The organism is Pseudomonas sp. PS1(2021), assembly GCF_020405165.1.
In the GTDB taxonomy this organism is placed as follows: Bacteria; Pseudomonadota; Gammaproteobacteria; order Pseudomonadales; family Pseudomonadaceae; genus Pseudomonas; species Pseudomonas aeruginosa.
The window spans coordinates 4,968,904-4,987,688 of sequence record NZ_CP084484.1 but is presented as its reverse complement, the minus strand read 5'-3'; the positions used below and the strand labels follow the sequence as shown (position 1 = coordinate 4,987,688).

Genomic DNA, 18,785 nt, shown 5'->3' with positions numbered 1-18,785 from the left:
ATAAGCTTTGCATGACGAGCGAAATACAATCGCTTTCGGTCCCTCTACGCGGCGTTTCCTCTATTTGCGCCGGCGTCGCCTACGCTGAGGGGGCCGTGGCGGGACAACCGAGGAGCAGGATGATGGAAAGCTATGACGTGATCGTGATCGGCGCCGGTCCGGGGGGCTACAACGCTGCCATTCGCGCCGGCCAGCTGGGCCTGAAGGTGGCCTGCGTGGAGGGTCGCGAAACCCTCGGCGGGACTTGCCTGAACGTCGGCTGCATGCCGTCCAAGGCCCTGTTGCACGCCTCGGAGCTATACGCCGCGGCGAGCGGCGGCGAGTTCGCCCGGCTCGGCATCCGGGTCAGCCCGGAACTGGACCTGGCGCAGATGATGAAGCAGAAGGACGAGAGCGTCGCCGCCCTGACCCGTGGCGTCGAATTCCTTTTCCGCAAGCACAAGGTGCAGTGGATCAAGGGCTGGGCGCGCTTGCAAGGCGAGGGCCGGGTCGGCGTGGCCCTTGCCGACGGCGGCCACGCGCAACTGGAGGCGCGCGACATCGTTATCGCCACCGGTTCGGAACCGGCGCCGCTGCCCGGCGTGCCTGTGGACAACCAGCGCATCCTCGACTCCACCGGCGCCCTGGAGTTGGTCGAAGTGCCTCGCCACCTGGTGGTGATCGGCGCCGGCGTGATCGGCCTGGAGCTTGGTTCGGTCTGGCGCCGGCTGGGCGCACAGGTCACGGTGCTGGAGTACCTCGAGCGGATCTGCCCGGGGCTGGATGGGGAAACCGCAAGGACCCTGCAGCGCGCCCTGACCCGCCAGGGCATGCGGTTTCGCCTCGGCACCCGCGTGGTCGCCGCGCGCAGTGGCGAGCAGGGCGTCGAACTCGACCTGCAACCGGCCGCCGGCGGCGCTACGGAATCGCTGCAGGCGGACTACGTGCTGGTGGCCATCGGCCGGCGCCCCTATACCGAAGGACTGGGGCTGGAGACGGTCGGCCTGGCCAGCGATCGTCGCGGCATGCTGGAGAACCAGGGACAGCGCAGCGCGGCGCCGGGCGTCTGGGTGATCGGCGACGTGACCTCGGGACCGATGCTGGCGCACAAGGCCGAGGAAGAGGCGATCGTCTGCATCGAGCGGATCGCCGGGCATGCGGCGGAGATGAACGCCGAGGTGATTCCGTCGGTCATCTACACCCAGCCGGAAGTGGCCAGCGTCGGCCTCGGCGAGGAGCAGCTGCAGGCGGCGAGGCGCGAGTACAAGGTCGGACGCTTCCCGTTCAGCGCCAACAGCCGGGCGAAGATCAACCACGAGAGCGAAGGCTTCATCAAGATCCTCTCCGATGCCCGCAGCGACCAGGTGCTCGGCGTGCACATGATCGGGCCGGGCGTCAGCGAGATGATCGGCGAAGCCTGCGTGGCCATGGAGTTCAGCGCCTCGGCGGAGGACCTCGCGCTGACCTGCCATCCGCATCCGACCCGCTCCGAGGCGCTGCGCCAGGCGGCGATGGACGTGCATGGCCGGGCCATGCAGAACTGAGGGCTCAGCCGCGCATGCCGAAGCCGCGCGCCATCAGCGTAGCCAGCAACGGAATGACCAGCAGCAGGAGCAGTTGCAGGCGCACCGCCAGGACCACCCGCCGGCCCCGGGCCGGCGTCACCGCCGGCACTTCGCCGGCCTTGAGGGCGCCGCGCCAGCCAAGGAAGGTAACGGTCGGCAACAGCGAGACCAGGGCCGCGAGGACGAATAGCCCGACCTTGGCGTGGAACAGACCATTGTGCAGGTAATAGTCGACGCCCTTGCCGTACCACAGCACCCGCGCCAGCCCGCTGGCCAGTACCGCCAGGGCGCAGAGGCCGTAGCCGCGGTCGATCGCCGCCAGGCTGCGGGCGCGCTCCAGGTCCAGCGGCAGGCGCAGCAGGCGGTGCTGCAACACCAGCAGGGCGAACAGCAGGAAGATCGACAGGTAGTGCAGGTAGGCGACGATTGCCTGGGCCATGGCGGCGCTCCTCGGGGTGGGATGGGCACAGTCAAGCAGACCCCGGGCCAATGTGCCTGACGGCGCTTCCGGTATTCCCCGAGAATGCGTCTAGAATCGAGCTGGCCATTTTCCGGAGCCCGCCATGACCCCGCTGACGCCCGAGCAGACCCATGCCTACCTGCACCATATCGGCATCGACGATCCCGGTCCGCCGAGTCTGGCGAATCTCGACCGACTGATCGACGCGCATCTGCGCCGGGTCGCCTTCGAGAACCTCGACGTGCTGCTCGACCGTCCCATCGAGATCGACGCCGACAAGGTTTTCGCCAAGGTCGTCGAGGGCAGCCGCGGCGGTTATTGCTTCGAACTCAACTCGCTGTTCGCCCGCCTGCTGCTGGCCCTCGGCTACGAGCTGGAATTGCTGGTGGCACGGGTACGCTGGGGACTCCCGGAGGACGCGCCGCTGACCCAGCAATCGCATCTGATGCTGCGTCTGTACCTGGCGGAGGGCGAGTTCCTGGTGGATGTCGGCTTCGGCTCGGCCAATCCGCCGCGAGCACTGCCTTTGCCGGGCGACGAGGCGGACGCCGGACAGGTGCATTGCGTGCGCCTGGTCGACCCGCACGCCGGTCTCTACGAAAGCGCCGTGCGCGGTCGCAGCGGCTGGCTGCCGCTGTACCGCTTCGACCTGCGCCCGCAGTTGTGGATCGATTACATCCCGCGCAACTGGTACACCTCTACCCACCCCCACAGCGTGTTCCGCCAGGGCCTGAAGGCCGCCATAACCGAGGGCGACCTGCGCCTGACCCTGGCCGACGGGCTGTTCGGCCAGCGCGCCGGCAACGGCGAGACGCTGCAGCGCCAACTGCGCGACGTCGAGGAACTGCTGGACATCCTGCAGACCCGTTTTCGCCTGCGCCTCGACCCGGCCTCCGAAGTGCCGGCGCTGGCGCGACGGCTGGCGGGACTGATCTCCGCCTGAGCGCTTTTGGCCGATGTCTTTTCGCCGGACTCCTGCGGGAATTTTCCGATGTTCCATAGAAGCCTGAACGAAACGGCTTTTTCGGTTGACCTCGTCTGGCAAGAGGTCTATAAAACCCCCGCCCGCAGAGCCGGGCACTTTCTTTCCCCCTACGAAGAGAGCCATGGACAGTATTCCCAGTAGTCGTCGCCCGGCCCAGCAGATGCCGGCTGGTGCGATGACCCAAACCAACGCACGACGGAACCCGCAACGGGTCGGTCGGTTGAGCGGCATCCTGGGCTGACCCACTGCTTCTCACCCGTGTCCGGCACGCCGGGTACAGGTGAGTCATGAACTTCGAGAATTCGGTATCCCCCGGCGTATCCGCCTTCGTGGCGAAGATGCGCGTGCGCGCCGCGCAGTCCCCCGGCGCGATCCTTCCCGGCCACGGCCATCCCGCGAGCCTCGCCTGGCGTGTCGACCCGGCCGGCGGTCGCCTGGAGTATCGCCGCCTGGAGACGCAGGTCGAAGAGAACCCTGTGAGCGGACGCCGCCCGATGCGCGGCTGACGCTTTCTCCTGCCTAACCCTTCGCACAAGGAGCCTGCCATGGACGAACCACCAAGTCGGCCTGCTGCGTGCCGCCTGAGCGGCCGCGCGCAGTGGGCCTTACCCGGACAAGCCGAACATTCTTCCCACCGATCGCGAACATCGCGACCCGGCACGCCTTTGCCTGTCACCTGACCGGCAACCGACTCGTGTCGCCGTCGCGCAGCTCGCGACAGGAGACCGAGTCATGAGCGTAGCGACCCAACGCAATACCCAGCTCGATACCGAGCGCCGCAACGACCGACTGTCCATGCGCGCCGCCCGCGAAGCGCAGAACAGCCTGGAAACCACCCTCACCAACGTCCGCGGTCGCCAGGACGGCCTCGACCAGGCCGAGGCCGCCGCCCGGCTGCACGCCGACGGCCCCAACGAAGTGGCCCACGACCGTCCGCCACACGTCCTGGTGCAACTGCTGCAGGCGTTCAACAACCCCTTCATCTACGTGCTGATGACGCTCTCCGCGATCAGCTTCTTCACCGACTTCTGGCTGCCGCTGCAGGACGGTGAGGAAACCGATCTCACTGGCGTCATCATCGTCCTCTGCATGGTCCTGGTCAGCGGCCTGATGCGCTTCTGGCAGGAGTACCGCTCGGGCAAGGCCGCCGAGGCGCTCAAGGCCATGGTGCGGAACACCGCCACCGTGCTGCGCCGCGACGAGCGCGGGATGCGCGGCGAGCTGCGGGAAATCCCCATGGGCGAACTGGTGGTCGGCGACATCGTGCGCCTGTCCGCCGGCGACATGATCCCCGCCGACATCCGCCTGATCGAATCGCGCGACCTGTTCATCAGCCAGGCCGTACTCACCGGCGAGGCGCTACCGGTGGAGAAATACGACACCCTCGGCGCGGTCCGCGAGAAGTCCGCCAAGCGGATCGCCGCCGACCAGCAGGACCTGCTCGAACTGCCGAACATCTGCTTCATGGGCACCAACGTGGTCAGCGGCACGGCCACCGCGGTGGTGGTCGCCACCGGTGCGCGCACCTATTTCGGTTCGCTGGCCCGTTCCATCGTCGGTTCGCGGGCGCAGACCGCCTTCGACCGTGGGGTGAACAGCGTCAGTTGGCTGCTGATCCGCTTCATGCTGGTGATGGTGCCGATCGTGTTGCTGATCAACGGCTTCACCAAGGGCGACTGGGCCGAGGCGTTCATGTTCGCTCTCGCCGTGGCGGTCGGCCTGACCCCGGAAATGCTGCCGATGATCGTCAGCGCCAACCTGGCCAAGGGCGCGGTGGCGATGTCGCGGCGCAAGGTGGTGGTCAAGCGTCTTAACGCGATCCAGAACTTCGGCGCCATGGACGTGCTCTGCACCGACAAGACCGGCACCCTGACCCAGGACCGGATCATCCTCGAGCATCACGTCGACGTTGCCGGCCGGCGCTGCGACCGGGTCCTGCAAATGGCCTGGCTGAACAGCTTCCACCAGTCCGGGATGAAGAACCTGATGGACCGCGCGGTGGTCGCCTTCGTCGAACAGAACCCGCGCATCACGCCGCCGGATGCCTGGCGCAAGGTCGACGAACTGCCCTTCGATTTCGTCCGTCGGCGTCTCTCGGTGATCCTCGAGGGCAAGGACGGCGAACACCTGCTGGTGTGCAAGGGCGCGGTCGAGGAAATGCTCGAGATCGCCACCCGCGTGCACCAGGACGGTGTCGACCTGCCGCTCGACGAGGAACGCCGCCGGGCCCTGCTGGCGCTGGCCGAGCAATACAACCGCGACGGCTTCCGCGTGCTCCTGCTCGGCACCCGCAGCCTCTCGCGCACGGAGTCCCAGGCCCAGTACGGCGCCAGCGACGAGCGCGACCTGGTGATCGCCGGCCTGCTGACCTTCCTCGATCCGCCGAAGGAAACCGCCGGCCCGGCCATCGCCGCGTTGCGCGAGAACGGCGTGGCGGTGAAGGTGCTCACCGGCGACAACCCGGTGGTCAGCGCGAAGATCTGCCGCGAGGTCGGCCTGGACGTCGGCGAGCCGCTGCTCGGTCGCGACATCGACCTGATGGACGATGCCACCCTGCAACGCCTGGCCGAGGAGCGCACGGTGTTCGCCAAGCTGACGCCGCTGCAGAAGTCGCGGGTGCTCAAGGCCCTGCAGGGCAACGGACACACTGTCGGCTTCCTCGGCGACGGCATCAACGACGCCCCGGCGCTCCGAGATGCCGATGTCGGCATCTCGGTGGACAGCGGCACCGACATCGCCAAGGAATCGGCCGACATCATCCTCCTGGAAAAAAGCCTGATGGTCCTGGAGGAAGGCGTGATCAAAGGCCGCGAGACCTTCGGCAACATCATGAAGTACCTGAACATGACTGCCAGCTCCAACTTCGGCAACGTGTTCTCGGTACTGGTGGCCAGCGCCTTCATCCCCTTCCTGCCGATGCTGGCGATCCACCTGCTGCTGCAGAACCTGATGTACGACATCTCCCAGCTGTCGCTGCCGTGGGACAAGATGGACAAGGAGTTCCTCGCCAAGCCGCGCAAGTGGGACTCGAAGAACATCGGCCGCTTCATGGTCTGGATCGGCCCGACCTCGTCGATCTTCGACATCACCACCTACGCGCTGATGTGGTTCGTGTTTGCCGCCAACAGCCCGGAAATGCAGTCGCTGTTCCAGTCCGGCTGGTTCATCGAGGGCCTGCTCTCGCAGACCCTGGTGGTGCACATGCTGCGTACCCAGAAGATTCCCTTCATCCAGAGCACCGCGGCGCTGCCGGTGATGCTGATGACCGGGCTGGTGATGGCGCTGGGCATCTACGTGCCGTTCTCGCCGCTGGGGGCGATGGTCGGCCTGCAGCCGCTGCCGTGGGAGTACTTCCCCTGGCTGGTGGGCACGCTGCTCTGCTACTGCGTCACCGCGCAGACCATGAAGACCCTCTACATCCGCCGCTTCGGCCAGTGGTTCTGAGCGATCGGCCGGGCTTCGTCCCGGCCTTTCCCGGCGCGTCGGCAAGCCTCGCCGCGCCGCGCAACGCACACCGGACCCACGCATGGAGAGACGCATCATGACCCTGCACGACCGGCGCCCGCGGGCGCCCCTTTTCCAACCGCTGCCGGCCGCGCTGCGACGCGCCCTGTCCTGGCGCCTGGGCTTCGTCGCCGCCGCGCTAGCCTGCGTCCTGCTGCTGGCGCTGCTGTCCGAGGCTCGCGCCGCGGGCGGCGCCTACCGGGTCGACGACGGCGAGATCGACCCCGTCGGCGAATGCAACCTGGACGCCTGGCACCAGCGCGAACGCCACCACGGCAACCGCTACCAGTCGGTGCTGTCGCCAGCCTGCACCTTCTCCGCCCTACCATCGGTGCAGCTCGGCGCGGCGCTGGTGCGCGAGGGCGACGCAGGCGATCGGCACAGCCGCCTCAGCCCCGAGCTGAAGACACCGCTGCTGGCCCGCGACGACCTCGGCCTGGCGTTGGCCCTGGCGCTCTCGGCGGATCTCTACCTGGACCGCCGGCACGCCTTCGAAGGCGCCGGCTTCAACCTGCCGCTGAGCTACCAGCCGTTCGAGGCCCTGCGCCTGAACGCCGGGGTCGGCCTGGGGCATGCCTACGCCGAGGGCGAGCGCCGGCATCGCTGGAACTGGGGCATGGGCATGGAATACCGCGTCGGCCAGCCGTTGACCCTGATCGCCGAACGCTTCGGCGAGTCGGCCGGCGACAGCGGCTGGCAGGCCGGACCGAGGCTGCACCTGGGCGAACGGCTGGACCTCGACCTGCTGGTCGGCGGCCACCTGCGCGGCGAGCGCGAGCGATGGCTGGTCTCGGGAGCGACCTTGCGTTTCTGAGCCCAAGGGCGTGCCGCGCTGCGGCGCGCTCCTCCACCGAGGAAGCAGCCATGAACGTCGTACGCAAATGCCTGGGCGCGTCTCGCCGCGCGCTCTGTGGCCTGGCAGCACGGCTGCTGGCGAAGGCCGCGCACCTGCTGATGGTGATCAGCGTGCGCGCATACGCCAGCGGCCGCCTGAGCCAGGTCGAAGTGAAATACCTGCTGGACTGCTCGAGCGCGCTCAACCGTGCCTCGCTCAGGCTGGCCATGGGTCAATGAGCCCGTTCCCTTCACGATCCATTCCGAACCGGGAGTTCCGCCATGCTGGGAACCATCCTCCTGATCAACCTGGCCGGTGCCGTGGCCCTCCTGTTGTGGGGCACGCACATGGTCTCCAGCGGCGTGCTGCGCGGTTTCGGCACTGTGCTGCGCAACTGGCTCGGCCGCCACCTGGGCAACCGCTGGCTGGCCCTGCTCGCCGGGCTCGGCATCACCGGCCTGCTGCAGAGCAGCACCGCCACCAGCCTGATGGCAGCGTCCTTCACTGCCAGTGGCACCCTGGGCCTGGCGCCGGCGCTGGCAGTGATGCTCGGCGCCAACGTCGGCACCACCCTGGTGGTGCAACTGCTCAGTTTCGACACCTCGTTGCTGGCGCCGCTGGCCCTGCTGTCCGGCCTGCTGCTGTTCCGCCTGGGCGACGGTCCACGCCTGGAGAGCCTTGGCCAGTGCCTGATCGGACTCGGCCTGATGCTTCTGGCGCTGGCGTTGCTCGGCCATTCCCTGCAGCAGATCGAGGCCTCGCCAGCCTTTGTCGCGGTGATCCACGGCCTCGAAGGCGATCCGCTGATCGCCCTGCTGCTCGCCGCGCTGCTGACCTGGGCCTGCCATTCCAGTGTCGCGGTGGTACTGCTGGTGGCGTCCCTGGCCCAGGCCGGACTGGTCTCGCTGCCCATCGCCCTGGCCCTGGTGCTCGGTGCCAACCTCGGCGGCGCCTTGCCGGCGCTGGGGGTGGCCGGTAGCCGGGTGGCGCGGCGCCTGCCGTTGGGCAACCTGCTGGTGCGCCTGCTCGGTTGCCTGCTGGTGCTGCCCTGGCTGACGGCGCTGGCGCAACCGGCCAACGCACTCGGCGGTGCGGCGGCGGTCTGGTTCCACAGTGCTTTCAACCTGGCCCTGGCACTGCTGGCGATCGGCTTCACCGGACCCCTTGCGGCGCTGCTCGCGCGCCTGTTGCCGGAAGAGGCACAGTCCGACGAGCCGGGCATGCCGCGCTACCTCGACGAAGCCGGGCTGGAGGTGGCCAACATCGGCCTGGCCAACGCTACTCGCGAAGTCCTGCGGCTGGCCGACATGGCCAGTCTGATGCTGCGCGCCACCAGCGGCCTGTTGCAGCGACCGGAGGCGAAGGTGGCGGCGGAAATCCGTCGCCAGGACCAGGCCCTCGACCAGTTGAGTGCGGCGATCCGCGCCTACCTGGCAGACCTCGGCCAGGACGGCCTCGGCGACAGCGACGCCGATCGTGCCCAGGAAATCCTTCTGTTCGCCATCAACATCGAGCACATCGGCGATCTCGTCGCCAACAGCCTGCTGCCCCTGGCGATGCGCTGGGCCGGGCGCAGTCGCGCCGGCAGCGAGTTCGAGCTGGGCCGCATGCTGCCGTTGCAGGCGGCGATCGAGGAGAGCCTGCACCTGGCGATCAGCGCGTTCCTTCGCGAAGACCTGGACGCCGCGCTGCGCCTGGTGGCGCGCAAGAAGTTGCTGCAGCGACTGGAGGCCGATGCCAGTCGCGAGCGCTTCCGTCGCCTGCGCGACGATCGCGGTGCCTGGGTGGAGTCCGGTGACGTGTTCCAGCGCATTCTCCGCGACTACCGACGCATCCACCATCATGTCACCGCCCTGGCCTATCCGCTGCTCGAACGCAGCGGCATCGATCCGATGGCGAAGCGGCCGGACGAGCCAGGGCAAGGGGAGGGATCGGCATGCGCCTCCTGATCTGCGCCGGACGCCATTTCAAGGACGCCGAACGCCTGCGCCTGGCGCTCGACCAGTGCCACGGCCTGCCGGACGAGGCCGAGCGCTGGTGCCGCGAGCGTGGCGCGGATTCGCGCGCCTACGATTATCCGGAGCGCAGTGGCAGCGACAACGCCCTGCGCGAGTATGGCGAGGGCGTCCTCGGCGAGGCCGCGCCGGACCTGGTGCTGGTGTTTCCCGGTGGGCGCCTGGCCAGCGAACTGGTACAGGTCGCGCACGCTGCCGACGTCCCGCTGATGCTCGCCTATCGTCCGCTGTCGGCGCCCTGAGCGGCGAACCAGCCATCGCGGCGGGTCAGGCGCCAGCCGTAGGCGGCCAGGACCAGCCCGCGCAGCAGCATGAAGGCGAGGAACGCCAGCCATAGCCCGTGGTTGCCCAGCCCCTGCAACAGCCAGCCGAGGGGCAGGCTGGCGGCCACCGCGACGAGCATCGCGTTACGCATCTCGCGGGCGCGGGTGGCGCCGATGAACAGGCCGTCGAGCAGATAGCTCCACATCCCCAGCAGCGGCAGGCAGGCCAGGTACGGCAGATAGGCGTAGGCGACTTCGCGGACGCCGGCGATGTCGCTCTGCAGGTCGATGAACAGGTGGCCGAACAAGGCGAACAGCGCGGCGAACGCCAGGCTTGCCAGCAGCGACCAACCACCGGCCACCACCAGCGCGCGGCGCAGGGCGGTTCGGTCGCGGGCGCCGATGGCGTGGCCGCAGAGCGCCTCCACCGCGTGGGCGAGACCGTCGAGGGCGTAGGACGTCAGGAGCAGGCCGTTGAGCAGCAGGGCGTTGGCGGCTACCGTGGCGTCGCCGAGGCGGGTGCCCTGTACGGTGAGCAGGAAGAACACCAGTTGCAGGGCCAGGCTACGGATGAAGATATCCCGGTTGACCATCAGCAGCGGTAGCCAGGACAGCCAGTGGCGCAGGCGTTGCCACTGCGCCCGCCCGGGGCGCCGGGCCAGGTCGCGGCGGGTCAGGGCCAGGCCGAGCAGGGCGCCGCTCCATTCCGCCAGCACCGAGGCGCGGGCCGCGCCTTGCACGCCCCAGTCGAGGCCGTGGACGAACCAGAGCACCAGGGCGATGTTGCTCAGGTTGGTGGTCAACAGGATCGCCAATGGCGCCCGTGCGTTCTGCGTGCCGAGGAACCAGCCGACCAGTGCGTAGCTGGCCAGGGCCGCCGGCAGGCCGAGCAGGCGGGTATGGAAGAAGGCGCGGGCCTCGCCGGTCAGTTCCGCCGAAGGTTGCATCAGTTGCAGGGCCCAGCCGCTCAGGGGCAGGGCCAGCGCGCCGAGCAGCAGGGCCAGGAGCAGCGCCATGCCCAGGCCCTGGGCGAGGATCAGGCGCAGCGCGCCGCCATCGTCGCGGCCGGCGGCCTGGGCGGCGAAGCCGGTGGTGCCCATGCGCAGGAAGCCGAGCACGCCGACCATCAGGGTGTACAGGCTGCCGCCCACGGCTACCGCGCCGAGCTGGTAGGCGTGCGGCAGGTGGCCGACCACCGTGCTGTCCACCAGGTGCACCAGGGGAACGGAAACGTTCGACAGAATCATCGGCCCGGCCAGCGCCCAGACCCTGTGGTGGGTCGGGGCGTGGCGCCAGGCATCGCGCAACAGGCTCATGGGGTCCTCCGGATCGGCCGGGCAGTATAGCGACGGCGGCGAGGCCTGCGGAAAACCCGTTTTTCATATCCGGTAACAGACCTCTGCCTGCCGTGTATTCCTTGTCCGACGCGGCTTCCAGGCCTGCCGCGGGGAACCCTGCGAAAACCTGTCAGGAAGCTTGCGCAGCGCTAACCGCGGGGCTTTGCGCACCTTCCTAGAATGCCGGCGTCGGTTGTTTCCAGAGGAAGCCATGCATGCTCCTGGGGCGTTTCGTCTCGGTCGGCGCCGGTGCCACCGCCGTTCATTACCTGGTGCTGACCCTCCTGGTCGAGGGCTTCGCCGTCGGCGCCGCCGTGGCCGCCGCGACGGGAGCAGGCTGCGGGGCTCTGGCTGCCTACCTGGGGCATCGCCGGAAGACTTTCCGCCACCGTGGCCCGGTGTTCCGTTCGCTGCCGCGCTTCTTCGCCGTCAGCCTGCTTTGCGTACTCGGCAACGCCGTCCTGGTGTTGCTGCTCGGCGACCTCGCCGGACTCGACTACCGCCTGGCCCAGCTCGCCGCGACCGGCGCACTGCTGTTGGCGACCTATCACCTTCATCGACTCTGGACCTTCTCATGATGATCGAACCTTCCCTGGCGTCGAAGCTCGAGGCCCCCTGCCTGCTCAGCGTGGTAGTGCCGGTGTTCAACGAGGAGGCGGTGCTGCCGGCCTTCCACCAGCGCCTGGGCGCCGTGCTAGGCGACCTTGGCGACGATTGCGAGGTGCTCTATGTCGACGACGGCAGCACCGACCGCAGCGCGACGATCCTCGCCCAGCTACAGGCCGCCGACCGCCGGGTGGGCGTGGCCCGCTTCACCCGCAACTTCGGCAAGGAACAGGCGATGAGCGCCGGGCTCAAGCTGTCGCGCGGCGCCGCGGTGATCGTCATCGATGCCGACCTGCAGGATCCCCCGGAACTGATCCCGCAGATGCTCGACGCCTGGATCGGCGGCGCCGAAATGGTCAACATGCGCCGCCGCAGCCGGGCCGGTGAAAGCTGGCTGAAGCGCGCCTCGGCGAGCGCCTTCTACCGTTTGATCAACCGCCTCAGCGAGGTGCCGATCCCGCGCGACGTCGGCGACTTCCGCCTGCTCGACCGACGGGTGGTCGATGCCCTTTGCGAGCTGCCGGAAGGCAATCGCTTCATGAAGGGGCTTTTCGCCTGGGTCGGTTTCCGCCAGGTCGATATCGCCTATAGCCGCGCCGCCCGCGTCGCCGGCCACAGCAAGTGGCGCTACTGGCGGCTGTGGAACTTCGCCCTGGAAGGCATCACCGGGTTTTCCACCGCGCCGCTGAAGGTCGCCGGCTACCTCGGCCTGCTCAGCCTGTTGGCGGCCCTGGCGACCCTGCTCGCCGGGATCTTCGGCCAGCAGGAGATCCACGAACACTGGCCGGTGATCGCCGCGCTGTTCCTGATCGGCGGCCTGCAACTGCTGGCCATCGGCGTGTGCAGCGAATACCTCGGGCGGATGACCATGGAAGCGCGGCGCCGCCCGCTCTACCTGATCGACCGCTACCTGCCGGCTCAGGTCGGCGGGGCCAATCCGTGAGGGCGCTGCGCGGCTGGCCGCTGGCCTGGTTCCTGCTCGCCCTGGCCTTCGCCATCCGCCTGCTGAGCCTGGGCAGCTATCCGCTGATGGACACCACCGAGGCCCGCTATGGCGAGGTGGCGCGGAAGATGGCCGAACTGGGCGACTGGATCACGCCCTGGTACGACGTCGGCGTGCCGTTCTGGGGCAAGCCGCCGCTGGCCTTCTGGCTCAGCGCCGGCGGCCAGCTTCTGCTCGGCGCCAACGAGTTCGCCAGCCGCCTGCCGCACTGGTTGCTGGGCGTGCTGGTGCTGTGGCTGGTATGGGACTGGCAGGCTCGCGAAGATCGTCGGCAGGCGCGGATCGCCTGCGTCCTGCTGGGCAGTTCGGCGCTGTTCTTCGTCGCCTCCGGGGCGGTGATGACCGACATGGCCCTGGCCCTGGCGCTGGTCCTGGCCATGCGCGGCTTCTGGCTGGGCCTGCATGGCGCGGAGGGAATCCGGCGCCGCGAGGGCTGGCTGATGTTCCTCGGCCTCGGCCTCGGGCTGCTGGCGAAGGGGCCGCTGACGCTGATCCTCGCCGGACTGCCGATCGGCCTGTGGGCCTTGCTGGAGTGGCGCTGGCGCGCGCTCTGGCGGGGCCTGCCATGGATCCGCGGAAGCCTGCTGATGCTCCTGGTGGCGGCGCCCTGGTACTTGCTGGCGGAGTTGAAGACGCCGGGCTTCCTCGAGTACTTCCTGCTCGGCGAGCATTGGCAGCGCTTCGTCACCGCCGGCTGGGACGGCGATCGCTACGGCAATGCCCACGCCTATCCCTACGGCAGCGTCTGGCTGTTCCTGCTGGCCGCCGCGTTTCCCTGGAGCCTCTGGCTGCCGCTGCTGCTCTGGCTGGGCTGGCGCCAGCGCGGGGAGGTGGTCGATGGCGTCGCCTCGCGCAGGCGCTACTGGCTGTTCTGGGGACTGGCGCCGTGCCTGTTCTTCACCTTCGCCGGCAACGTCCTCTGGACCTACGTGCTGCCCGGCCTGCCGGCCCTGGCGTTGCTCGCCGCCGACCTGCTGCGCGCGCCGCTGGCGCGCAGCGCCTGGCTGCGGCGTGGCGGGCTGGCCTGCCTGGCGCTGACGCCGTTGCTGTTCGCGCTGTTCCTCGGCTCCCTGCTGCTGGGCTCGCGCGCCGAGCAGAAGTCCACCGCCGCGCTGCTGGCCAGCGACGCCGGCTGGCGCGAGCGGCCGCTGGTGTTCTGGCCGAAGCGGCCGTACTCGGCAGTGTTCTACAGCGGCGGGCGGGCGCAACGGGCGGAGGACAGCGAGCTGGCCGGCTGGTTGCGTCGCGACGCCCTGCTGGCGATCCGCTCGCGTTCGTTCGGCGCCTTGCCCGACGAGGTGCGCCAGCGCTTGCGCTGCCGGCCGCCGGTGGGACAGTACCAGCTATGCCAGGGCGTGGCGCCGCCTGGCTGAGACTACCTCGGCCGGTAGGCGCAGTAGCCGGGACGCGGGCCGATGCGCGGGTGGTTGCGGCAGGTGTCCGGGCGGCGGGCATAGATGGTGCACAGGCGGGTCTTGCGGTCGAGGTACAGGCAGTCGCCGTTGGCCATGCGGGTGAGGGTGAAGATCTCGCGCTTGTGGTTGAAGTGCTCGATCACGCCATCCTTTTCCAGTCGCTTGGCGATTCGCTTGGCCGGTTCCTCGCGCTCGAACTCGTCGACCAGTCGCATGCGGATCAGGTCGTCGATGCGCACTTCCACCGGCAGCGTGCAGCAGGTCGCGTTGCACTCGCCGCACAGGCCTTCGCGGTATTTCACCCAGGTATCCAGGCGGTCGGGGTCGGCGGCGGCGAGCGGGATTTTCTTCATCGGCGGGCGGGTGCGGGGAAAACGGGCGCGCAATGATAGTGGCTGTGCGCCCGTTGCGCTCGTCCGGGCGATGAGCGTCAGTGCCGTGGGTCCTCCCGCCATACCGGCCGGTCCTGCTCGTCCAGCGCCCAGTGCGCGGTGCCGGCGCGCAGGCGTACGCCGCCGACCCAGCGTTCGGGGGCGCTGAGGTCGAGGCGGTAGCGCCGCCCGGCCAGGACCTCGCGGCCCGCAGCGGTCAGCGCCAGCGGCTGGCGTTCCCAGGGCAGTTCCGGCGCCGGCGTGCGCAGCAGCGCACCGGGCTCTTCCAGCAGCGCGCGGAGCAGGACGCGGAACATCAGGTCGCCGAGATAGGGCAGCGGCTCGCGCCGTGCGGTCAGCTCGGCGAAGGCCTGGCCGGCGCTCGGCCGCTCGCCGTCGCGGACGATCTCCAGTGTCAGCCGTTCGCTCAGCGACAGGCCGTCGCGCAGGGCCGGCAGTTCATGCAGTTGCCGACGCAGCGCCGGCCCCAGCAACGGTAGCGCCGGGGTTGGCGCGGCGGCCAGTTGCGCCCAGCGCAGTGGCACCGGATCGCGGTAGGCGTCCCAGGCCGCGCGGGCCAGCGCCAGGGCTTCGGTGTCCAGCGGGCGGCGCCGAGTCCATAGCCAGGCGAGCAGCTCAGGCGCCAGTTGGCCGATGCCGACGAAGCGCTCGACGCCTGGCACGCGGTCGATCTCGATCAGTTCCAGATGCTCCGGCGGCGTCTGCATTCCTGCCAGCACCCGGACCAGGAACAACTGGTCGTAGGCATCCGCCTCGCACCAGAGCGCCACCCGCGAGTATTCGCCGAGCCGCTCGAGCCCGGCGTATTCCTGGCGCTGGCGGGCCTGGGCGTCGGCCGGGTCGAGCTCGAAGGCGCGGCTCAGGTAGTCGCTGCGCAGGGCGAGGAACTCGGGCAACGGCAGGTTCGGCACCGGTCCCATGGTCAGCGGGTCGGCGAACATCCGGAAGTCGCCGCGAAAGCCGGCGAGCTTCAGGCCGTGGGCGATGTCGTTGCCGCAGCGCAGGTGCAGGGTCGCGGCCTCGTCGCCGCCGACCAGGTCGGGGTGGCGGCTGGCGAAGGCGATGGCGTCGACATGCGCCTTGAGTCGCGGCCAACTGGCGAAGCCCAGCTCGCGCGCCACCTGCCACTGGGCGTCGGCCAGGCGCGGCTCCTGCCCCGGAAGCCCTGTACGGCTGGCCGGGTCGCGGCGCCACTGGCGCAACAGCTCCTTGGCGCGCTTGCGTTGCTGTTCGAGATTGATCCGGCCGTCGCCGAGAGTGCGGGAAAAGGACATACGATCTCCTCTGCAGCCTTGTCCGCCATCAGGCCTGGAGTCGCATGCGCGATGCTTGGGGTGGATCGCCTGGGCGCTGCCCTTTCCGCGGACGGGAGGCGTGGAGAACGCCGAGGCCGACTATAGGCCGGCCGACGCGTCCGCGGCAAGACGCACTCAGCCCTTGCGGATCATCCAGATGCCGGCGCCGATCAGTGCCAACCCGCCCAGCTTCAGCGCGCTGATCGGTGCCTCGCGGAAGCCGGCCCAACCGAAGTGGTCGAGGCTCATGGCCATGCCCAGCTGGCCGGCGAGCACCAGCACCATGAACATCAGCGCGCCGATGCGCGGTGCGGCGAAGGCGGCGATGAAGATGAAGAACATGCCGAGGAAACCGCCGCACCAGTGCCACCAGCTCAGCCCGCGCAATGCCGCCAGGCCGGGAAACTCGCGCTGCGAGAGGGTCAGGGCGAGCAACCCGAGGGTGCCGACGAAGAACGAGATCAGTGCCGCGGCGAGGACGCTGGACACCTGCTTGGCCAACTGGCCGTTGATCCCCGCCTGCAGCGGCAGGCAGGCGCCGGCGAGCAGGGGCAGGACGAACAGCCACCAGGGTGGAGTGGGCATGCAAGACTCCTGGAACGATGACGGCGAGCGCGCCCCGCGCATGGCGAGGGACGGGCCGGAGTGGTACGGGGAGTCGCACAGTATGCACCAGGCGGGGGCGGAGGAGGAAAACGCGAGACCCCATCGCACGCCCTCGGATTCCGCCCGGCGGGTAACCGCGAGCGGTTGTTCGCTCTACGGCAGCCATACCGCCAGCGGCGTTATCCCCCTACAAGCGCGCCGCCAGCATGGCCCCCTCGCGAATCGCCCGCTTGGCATCCAGTTCCCCCGCCACCCGCGCCCCGCCGATCAGGTGGAAGCGCAGGCTTTCCGCCGCCTGGCTGATCTGCAACTCGCGCAGCGGCTCCTGGCCGGCGCAGATCACCACGTTGTCCACCTCCAGCCAGCGTTCCTCGCCGTCGACGCGGATCAACAAGCCGCGTTCGTCGATCTTCAGGTACTCCACCCCGCCGAGCATGCGCACGGCGTTGTGCCTGAGGTGCGCGCGGTGCACCCAGCCGCTGGTCTTGCCGAGCTGCGCGCCAGGGGCGCCGGGCTTGCGCTGGAGCAGCCAGACCTGGCGCGCCGGCTGCGTCGGAGCGGGTTCGCGGAGGCCGCCGGGCTGGCTGTTGTCGAGGTCCACGCCCCATTCCGCGAGCCATTCGCCGAGCGCCCGCGGCTGGCCGTCGCTGGGTGCGGCGACGAGGAAGGCGGCGACGTCGAAGCCGATGCCGCCGGCGCCGACGATGGCGACCCGCGCGCCCACCGGCGCGCCGCGCAGCACGTCCACGTAGCTGAGTACGGTCGGTCCGCCGATGCCGTCGATCCTTGGCCGGCGTGGCTGGATGCCGGTGGCCACCACCACGTCGTCGAACTGACCGTCCAGCTCGCCCTGGCGCACCCGGTGGCCGAGGCGCAGGTCGACGCCGAGGCGTTCCAGACGCACGCGGAAGTAGCGCAGGGTTTCGCGGAACTCCTCCTTGCCGGGAATCCGCTTGGCCAGGTTGAACTGCCCGCCGATTTCCCCGCTCGCCTCGAACAGGCTGACCCGATGCCCGCGCTCGGCGGCCACGCAGGCGGCGGAGAGCCCGGCGGGGCCGGCGCCGATCACCGCGATGCGCTTCTGCGTGCGCGCCTTGCGGTAGCGCAATTCGGTCTCGAAGGCCGCCCGCGGGTTGACCAGGCAGGTGGCGCGGCGGTTGGCGAAGGCATGATCGAGGCAGGCCTGGTTGCAGGCGATGCAGGTGTTGATCTCCTCGGCCCGGCCGGCACCGGCCTTGGCCACGAACTGCGGGTCGGCCAGCAGCGGCCGGGCCATCGACACCAGGTCGGCCTTGTCGGTGGCGAGCAGGGATTCGGCGACCTCGGGGGTGTTGATCCGGTTACTGGCGATCACCGGCACCTTCAGCTCGTGGCGCAGCCGTGCGCTGACCTCGGCGAAGGCCGCGCGCGGCACCGAGGTGACGATGGTCGGCACGCGCGACTCGTGCCAGCCGATGCCGGTGTTGAGCAGGGTGATTCCGGCTTCCTCCAGGGCCAGGGCGATGCGCCGCACCTCGTCCCAGGTATTGCCGCCCTCGACCAGGTCGAGCAGCGACAGGCGATAGCAGAGGATGAAGCGTTGGCCGACGATCCGCCGGATGCCGCGGACGATCTCCAGCGCCAGGCGCATGCGGTTTTCCAGCGGGCCGCCCCACTGGTCGTCGCGGCGATTGGTGCGCGGGCAGAGGAACTGGTTGAGCAGGTAGCCTTCGCTGCCCATCACCTCCACGCCGTCGTAGGCGGCGGCCTTGGCCAGCCGCGCGCAACGGACGAAGGCGCGGATGGTCTTGCGGATGCCGCGCTCGGAGAGTTCGCGCGGGGTGAACCAACTGATCGGCGACTTCAACGGCGAGGCGGACACCGCCATCGGGTGGTAGCCATAGCGCCCGGCGTGGAGGATCTGCAGCAGGATCTTGCCGCCCTCGGCATGCACCGCCTGGGTCAGGCGACGATGGGCGGGCACCTCCAGGGCGCTGGTGAGGCTGCTGCCGAAGGGCAGCAGCCAACCTTCGCGGCAGGGCGCGAAGCCGCCGGTGACGATCAGCCCGACGCCGCCCCGGGCGCGCTCGCGGTAGTAGGCAGCGAGCTTGCCGAAGTCCCACAGGCGATCCTCCAGCCCGGTGTGCATCGAACCCATCACCACGCGGTTGCGCAGACGGGTGAAGCCCAGGTCCAGCGGGGCCAGCAGGTGCGGATAGGGAGCGGCGGCGAGCGGCGGGTAGGGGTTGCGCATGGCGCGGTTCCGGTAGCCAGGGACGCTTCACCATAGGAAGTTGCGCCGCCGCCGAATGCGGCCCGCTTGCCGGAACCGCCAGGCATTTCGGTCAAGCCGGCGGACTGGCTGATCGGATAGGTGCTCGCTGCGCTGCACCGCTGTGGCCCCGGGTGACAGGCGTCGAAAGCTCTCCGACAGCACTTGCGGCGCGGCGGGCGGAATGGGAACGGCGGCGCTGTTACCCGGGGTAATGGCGTGCGCCGGGAGCCCAACTTAAGCACGGCTCGACGCCTTTGGCGGCGCTGTCAGG

General features: G+C 69.4%; 17 protein-coding genes. 11 read left to right on the top strand and 6 right to left on the bottom strand.

Annotation, left to right across the window (positions count from 1 at the left end; translation table 11 throughout):
• The first annotated feature begins 119 nt into the window (after positions 1 to 119).
• Positions 120 to 1,523, top strand: a complete 1,404-nt coding sequence (gene lpdA / locus LE197_RS23965; RefSeq protein ID WP_003095344.1) for a dihydrolipoyl dehydrogenase — start codon at positions 120 to 122, stop codon at positions 1,521 to 1,523.
• 4 nt (positions 1,524 to 1,527) lie between these two features.
• On the opposite strand, the gene LE197_RS23960 is transcribed toward lpdA, so the two are convergent.
• Positions 1,528 to 1,983 carry a DUF2214 family protein gene (locus LE197_RS23960; protein ID WP_003104329.1) on the bottom strand — a complete coding sequence of 152 codons (456 nt, stop codon included), beginning with the start codon at positions 1,981 to 1,983 and terminating at the stop codon, positions 1,528 to 1,530.
• A gap of 124 nt (positions 1,984 to 2,107) precedes the next feature.
• On the opposite strand from LE197_RS23960, the gene LE197_RS23955 reads away from it, so the two are divergent.
• The 7 genes from LE197_RS23955 (at position 2,108) to LE197_RS23925 (ending at position 9,585) form a co-directional block, all read left to right on the top strand.
• A complete protein-coding gene (locus LE197_RS23955) occupies positions 2,108 to 2,947 on the top strand; it encodes an arylamine N-acetyltransferase family protein (RefSeq protein WP_003110506.1) in 840 nt (279 codons plus the stop codon).
• A 329-nt stretch (positions 2,948 to 3,276) separates the two neighbouring features.
• Positions 3,277 to 3,495 (top strand): hypothetical protein, encoded by a 219-nt coding sequence (locus tag LE197_RS23950; protein WP_015503722.1) that lies wholly within the window; start codon positions 3,277 to 3,279, stop codon positions 3,493 to 3,495.
• A gap of 226 nt (positions 3,496 to 3,721) precedes the next feature.
• Complete coding sequence (gene mgtA, locus LE197_RS23945; protein WP_023108807.1) at positions 3,722 to 6,433, top strand: magnesium-translocating P-type ATPase; 2,712 nt, start codon at positions 3,722 to 3,724, stop codon at positions 6,431 to 6,433.
• A gap of 97 nt (positions 6,434 to 6,530) precedes the next feature.
• On the top strand, positions 6,531 to 7,307 hold the full coding sequence (locus tag LE197_RS23940) for a hypothetical protein (RefSeq protein WP_003135296.1): 777 nt from the start codon (positions 6,531 to 6,533) through the stop codon (positions 7,305 to 7,307).
• A 50-nt stretch (positions 7,308 to 7,357) separates the two neighbouring features.
• On the top strand, positions 7,358 to 7,567 hold the full coding sequence (locus LE197_RS23935) for a hypothetical protein (protein WP_003121106.1): 210 nt from the start codon (positions 7,358 to 7,360) through the stop codon (positions 7,565 to 7,567).
• A 42-nt stretch (positions 7,568 to 7,609) separates the two neighbouring features.
• Positions 7,610 to 9,277, top strand: coding sequence for a Na/Pi cotransporter family protein (locus tag LE197_RS23930; RefSeq protein ID WP_003104322.1), 1,668 nt, complete (start codon positions 7,610 to 7,612; stop codon positions 9,275 to 9,277).
• Positions 9,265 to 9,585, top strand: coding sequence for a hypothetical protein (locus LE197_RS23925; RefSeq protein WP_023108806.1), 321 nt, complete (start codon positions 9,265 to 9,267; stop codon positions 9,583 to 9,585). Before LE197_RS23930 ends, LE197_RS23925 begins: the two co-directional genes overlap by 13 nt.
• On the opposite strand, the gene LE197_RS23920 is transcribed toward LE197_RS23925, so the two are convergent.
• Positions 9,561 to 10,922, bottom strand: a complete 1,362-nt coding sequence (locus LE197_RS23920) for an MATE family efflux transporter (protein WP_003111808.1) — start codon at positions 10,920 to 10,922, stop codon at positions 9,561 to 9,563. The genes LE197_RS23925 and LE197_RS23920 overlap by 25 nt on opposite strands.
• Before the next feature lie 236 nt (positions 10,923 to 11,158).
• Between LE197_RS23920 and LE197_RS23915 the strand changes: the two genes are divergently transcribed.
• From LE197_RS23915 to LE197_RS23905, 3 genes are read left to right on the top strand one after another with little or no spacing between them, the layout of a single operon-like run.
• Positions 11,159 to 11,521: a GtrA family protein gene (locus LE197_RS23915; protein WP_003095326.1), complete on the top strand. Its 363-nt coding sequence runs from the start codon at positions 11,159 to 11,161 to the stop codon at positions 11,519 to 11,521.
• The gene (locus tag LE197_RS23910; RefSeq protein WP_003107470.1) at positions 11,518 to 12,492 is read left to right on the top strand and encodes a glycosyltransferase family 2 protein; all 975 of its coding nucleotides are present in this window, start codon (positions 11,518 to 11,520) and stop codon (positions 12,490 to 12,492) included. The genes LE197_RS23915 and LE197_RS23910 overlap by 4 nt, the downstream gene beginning before the upstream one ends.
• On the top strand, positions 12,489 to 13,925 hold the full coding sequence (locus tag LE197_RS23905; protein ID WP_003095324.1) for an ArnT family glycosyltransferase: 1,437 nt from the start codon (positions 12,489 to 12,491) through the stop codon (positions 13,923 to 13,925). The genes LE197_RS23910 and LE197_RS23905 overlap by 4 nt, the downstream gene beginning before the upstream one ends.
• A gap of 2 nt (positions 13,926 to 13,927) precedes the next feature.
• Here the strand turns inward: LE197_RS23905 and LE197_RS23900 are convergent, their stop codons facing one another.
• The 4 genes from LE197_RS23900 to LE197_RS23885 all read right to left on the bottom strand — a co-directional run bounded on the left by LE197_RS23900 (position 13,928) and on the right by LE197_RS23885 (position 18,493).
• Entirely contained in the window at positions 13,928 to 14,422 is a 495-nt protein-coding gene (locus LE197_RS23900; RefSeq protein WP_016852173.1) for a YkgJ family cysteine cluster protein, read from the bottom strand.
• Positions 14,398 to 15,633 (bottom strand): DUF1835 domain-containing protein, encoded by a 1,236-nt coding sequence (locus LE197_RS23895; protein WP_023108804.1) that lies wholly within the window; start codon positions 15,631 to 15,633, stop codon positions 14,398 to 14,400. The genes LE197_RS23900 and LE197_RS23895 overlap by 25 nt, the downstream gene beginning before the upstream one ends.
• Before the next feature lie 156 nt (positions 15,634 to 15,789).
• Positions 15,790 to 16,239 (bottom strand): DMT family transporter, encoded by a 450-nt coding sequence (locus tag LE197_RS23890; RefSeq protein ID WP_003095321.1) that lies wholly within the window; start codon positions 16,237 to 16,239, stop codon positions 15,790 to 15,792.
• Positions 16,240 to 16,447: 208 nt separating this feature from the next.
• Complete coding sequence (locus LE197_RS23885; protein ID WP_023104770.1) at positions 16,448 to 18,493, bottom strand: NADPH-dependent 2,4-dienoyl-CoA reductase; 2,046 nt, start codon at positions 18,491 to 18,493, stop codon at positions 16,448 to 16,450.
• Positions 18,494 to 18,785: the final 292 nt, after the last annotated feature.

Coding starts and splice junctions, on each gene's coding strand:
- LE197_RS23935 (WP_003121106.1), top strand. CDS start 7,358: ATGAACGTCGTACGCAAATGCCTGGGCGCGTCTCGCCGCGCGCTCTGT.
- LE197_RS23925 (WP_023108806.1), top strand. CDS start 9,265: ATGCGCCTCCTGATCTGCGCCGGACGCCATTTCAAGGACGCCGAACGC.
- LE197_RS23915 (WP_003095326.1), top strand. CDS start 11,159: ATGCTCCTGGGGCGTTTCGTCTCGGTCGGCGCCGGTGCCACCGCCGTT.
- LE197_RS23885 (WP_023104770.1), bottom strand. CDS start 18,493: ATGCGCAACCCCTACCCGCCGCTCGCCGCCGCTCCCTATCCGCACCTG.
- LE197_RS23920 (WP_003111808.1), bottom strand. CDS start 10,922: ATGAGCCTGTTGCGCGATGCCTGGCGCCACGCCCCGACCCACCACAGG.
- LE197_RS23960 (WP_003104329.1), bottom strand. CDS start 1,983: ATGGCCCAGGCAATCGTCGCCTACCTGCACTACCTGTCGATCTTCCTG.
- LE197_RS23895 (WP_023108804.1), bottom strand. CDS start 15,633: ATGTCCTTTTCCCGCACTCTCGGCGACGGCCGGATCAATCTCGAACAG.
- LE197_RS23890 (WP_003095321.1), bottom strand. CDS start 16,239: ATGCCCACTCCACCCTGGTGGCTGTTCGTCCTGCCCCTGCTCGCCGGC.
- LE197_RS23940 (WP_003135296.1), top strand. CDS start 6,531: ATGACCCTGCACGACCGGCGCCCGCGGGCGCCCCTTTTCCAACCGCTG.
- LE197_RS23910 (WP_003107470.1), top strand. CDS start 11,518: ATGATGATCGAACCTTCCCTGGCGTCGAAGCTCGAGGCCCCCTGCCTG.
- mgtA (WP_023108807.1), top strand. CDS start 3,722: ATGAGCGTAGCGACCCAACGCAATACCCAGCTCGATACCGAGCGCCGC.
- LE197_RS23900 (WP_016852173.1), bottom strand. CDS start 14,422: ATGGCGGGAGGACCCACGGCACTGACGCTCATCGCCCGGACGAGCGCA.
- lpdA (WP_003095344.1), top strand. CDS start 120: ATGATGGAAAGCTATGACGTGATCGTGATCGGCGCCGGTCCGGGGGGC.
- LE197_RS23930 (WP_003104322.1), top strand. CDS start 7,610: ATGCTGGGAACCATCCTCCTGATCAACCTGGCCGGTGCCGTGGCCCTC.
- LE197_RS23950 (WP_015503722.1), top strand. CDS start 3,277: ATGAACTTCGAGAATTCGGTATCCCCCGGCGTATCCGCCTTCGTGGCG.
- LE197_RS23955 (WP_003110506.1), top strand. CDS start 2,108: ATGACCCCGCTGACGCCCGAGCAGACCCATGCCTACCTGCACCATATC.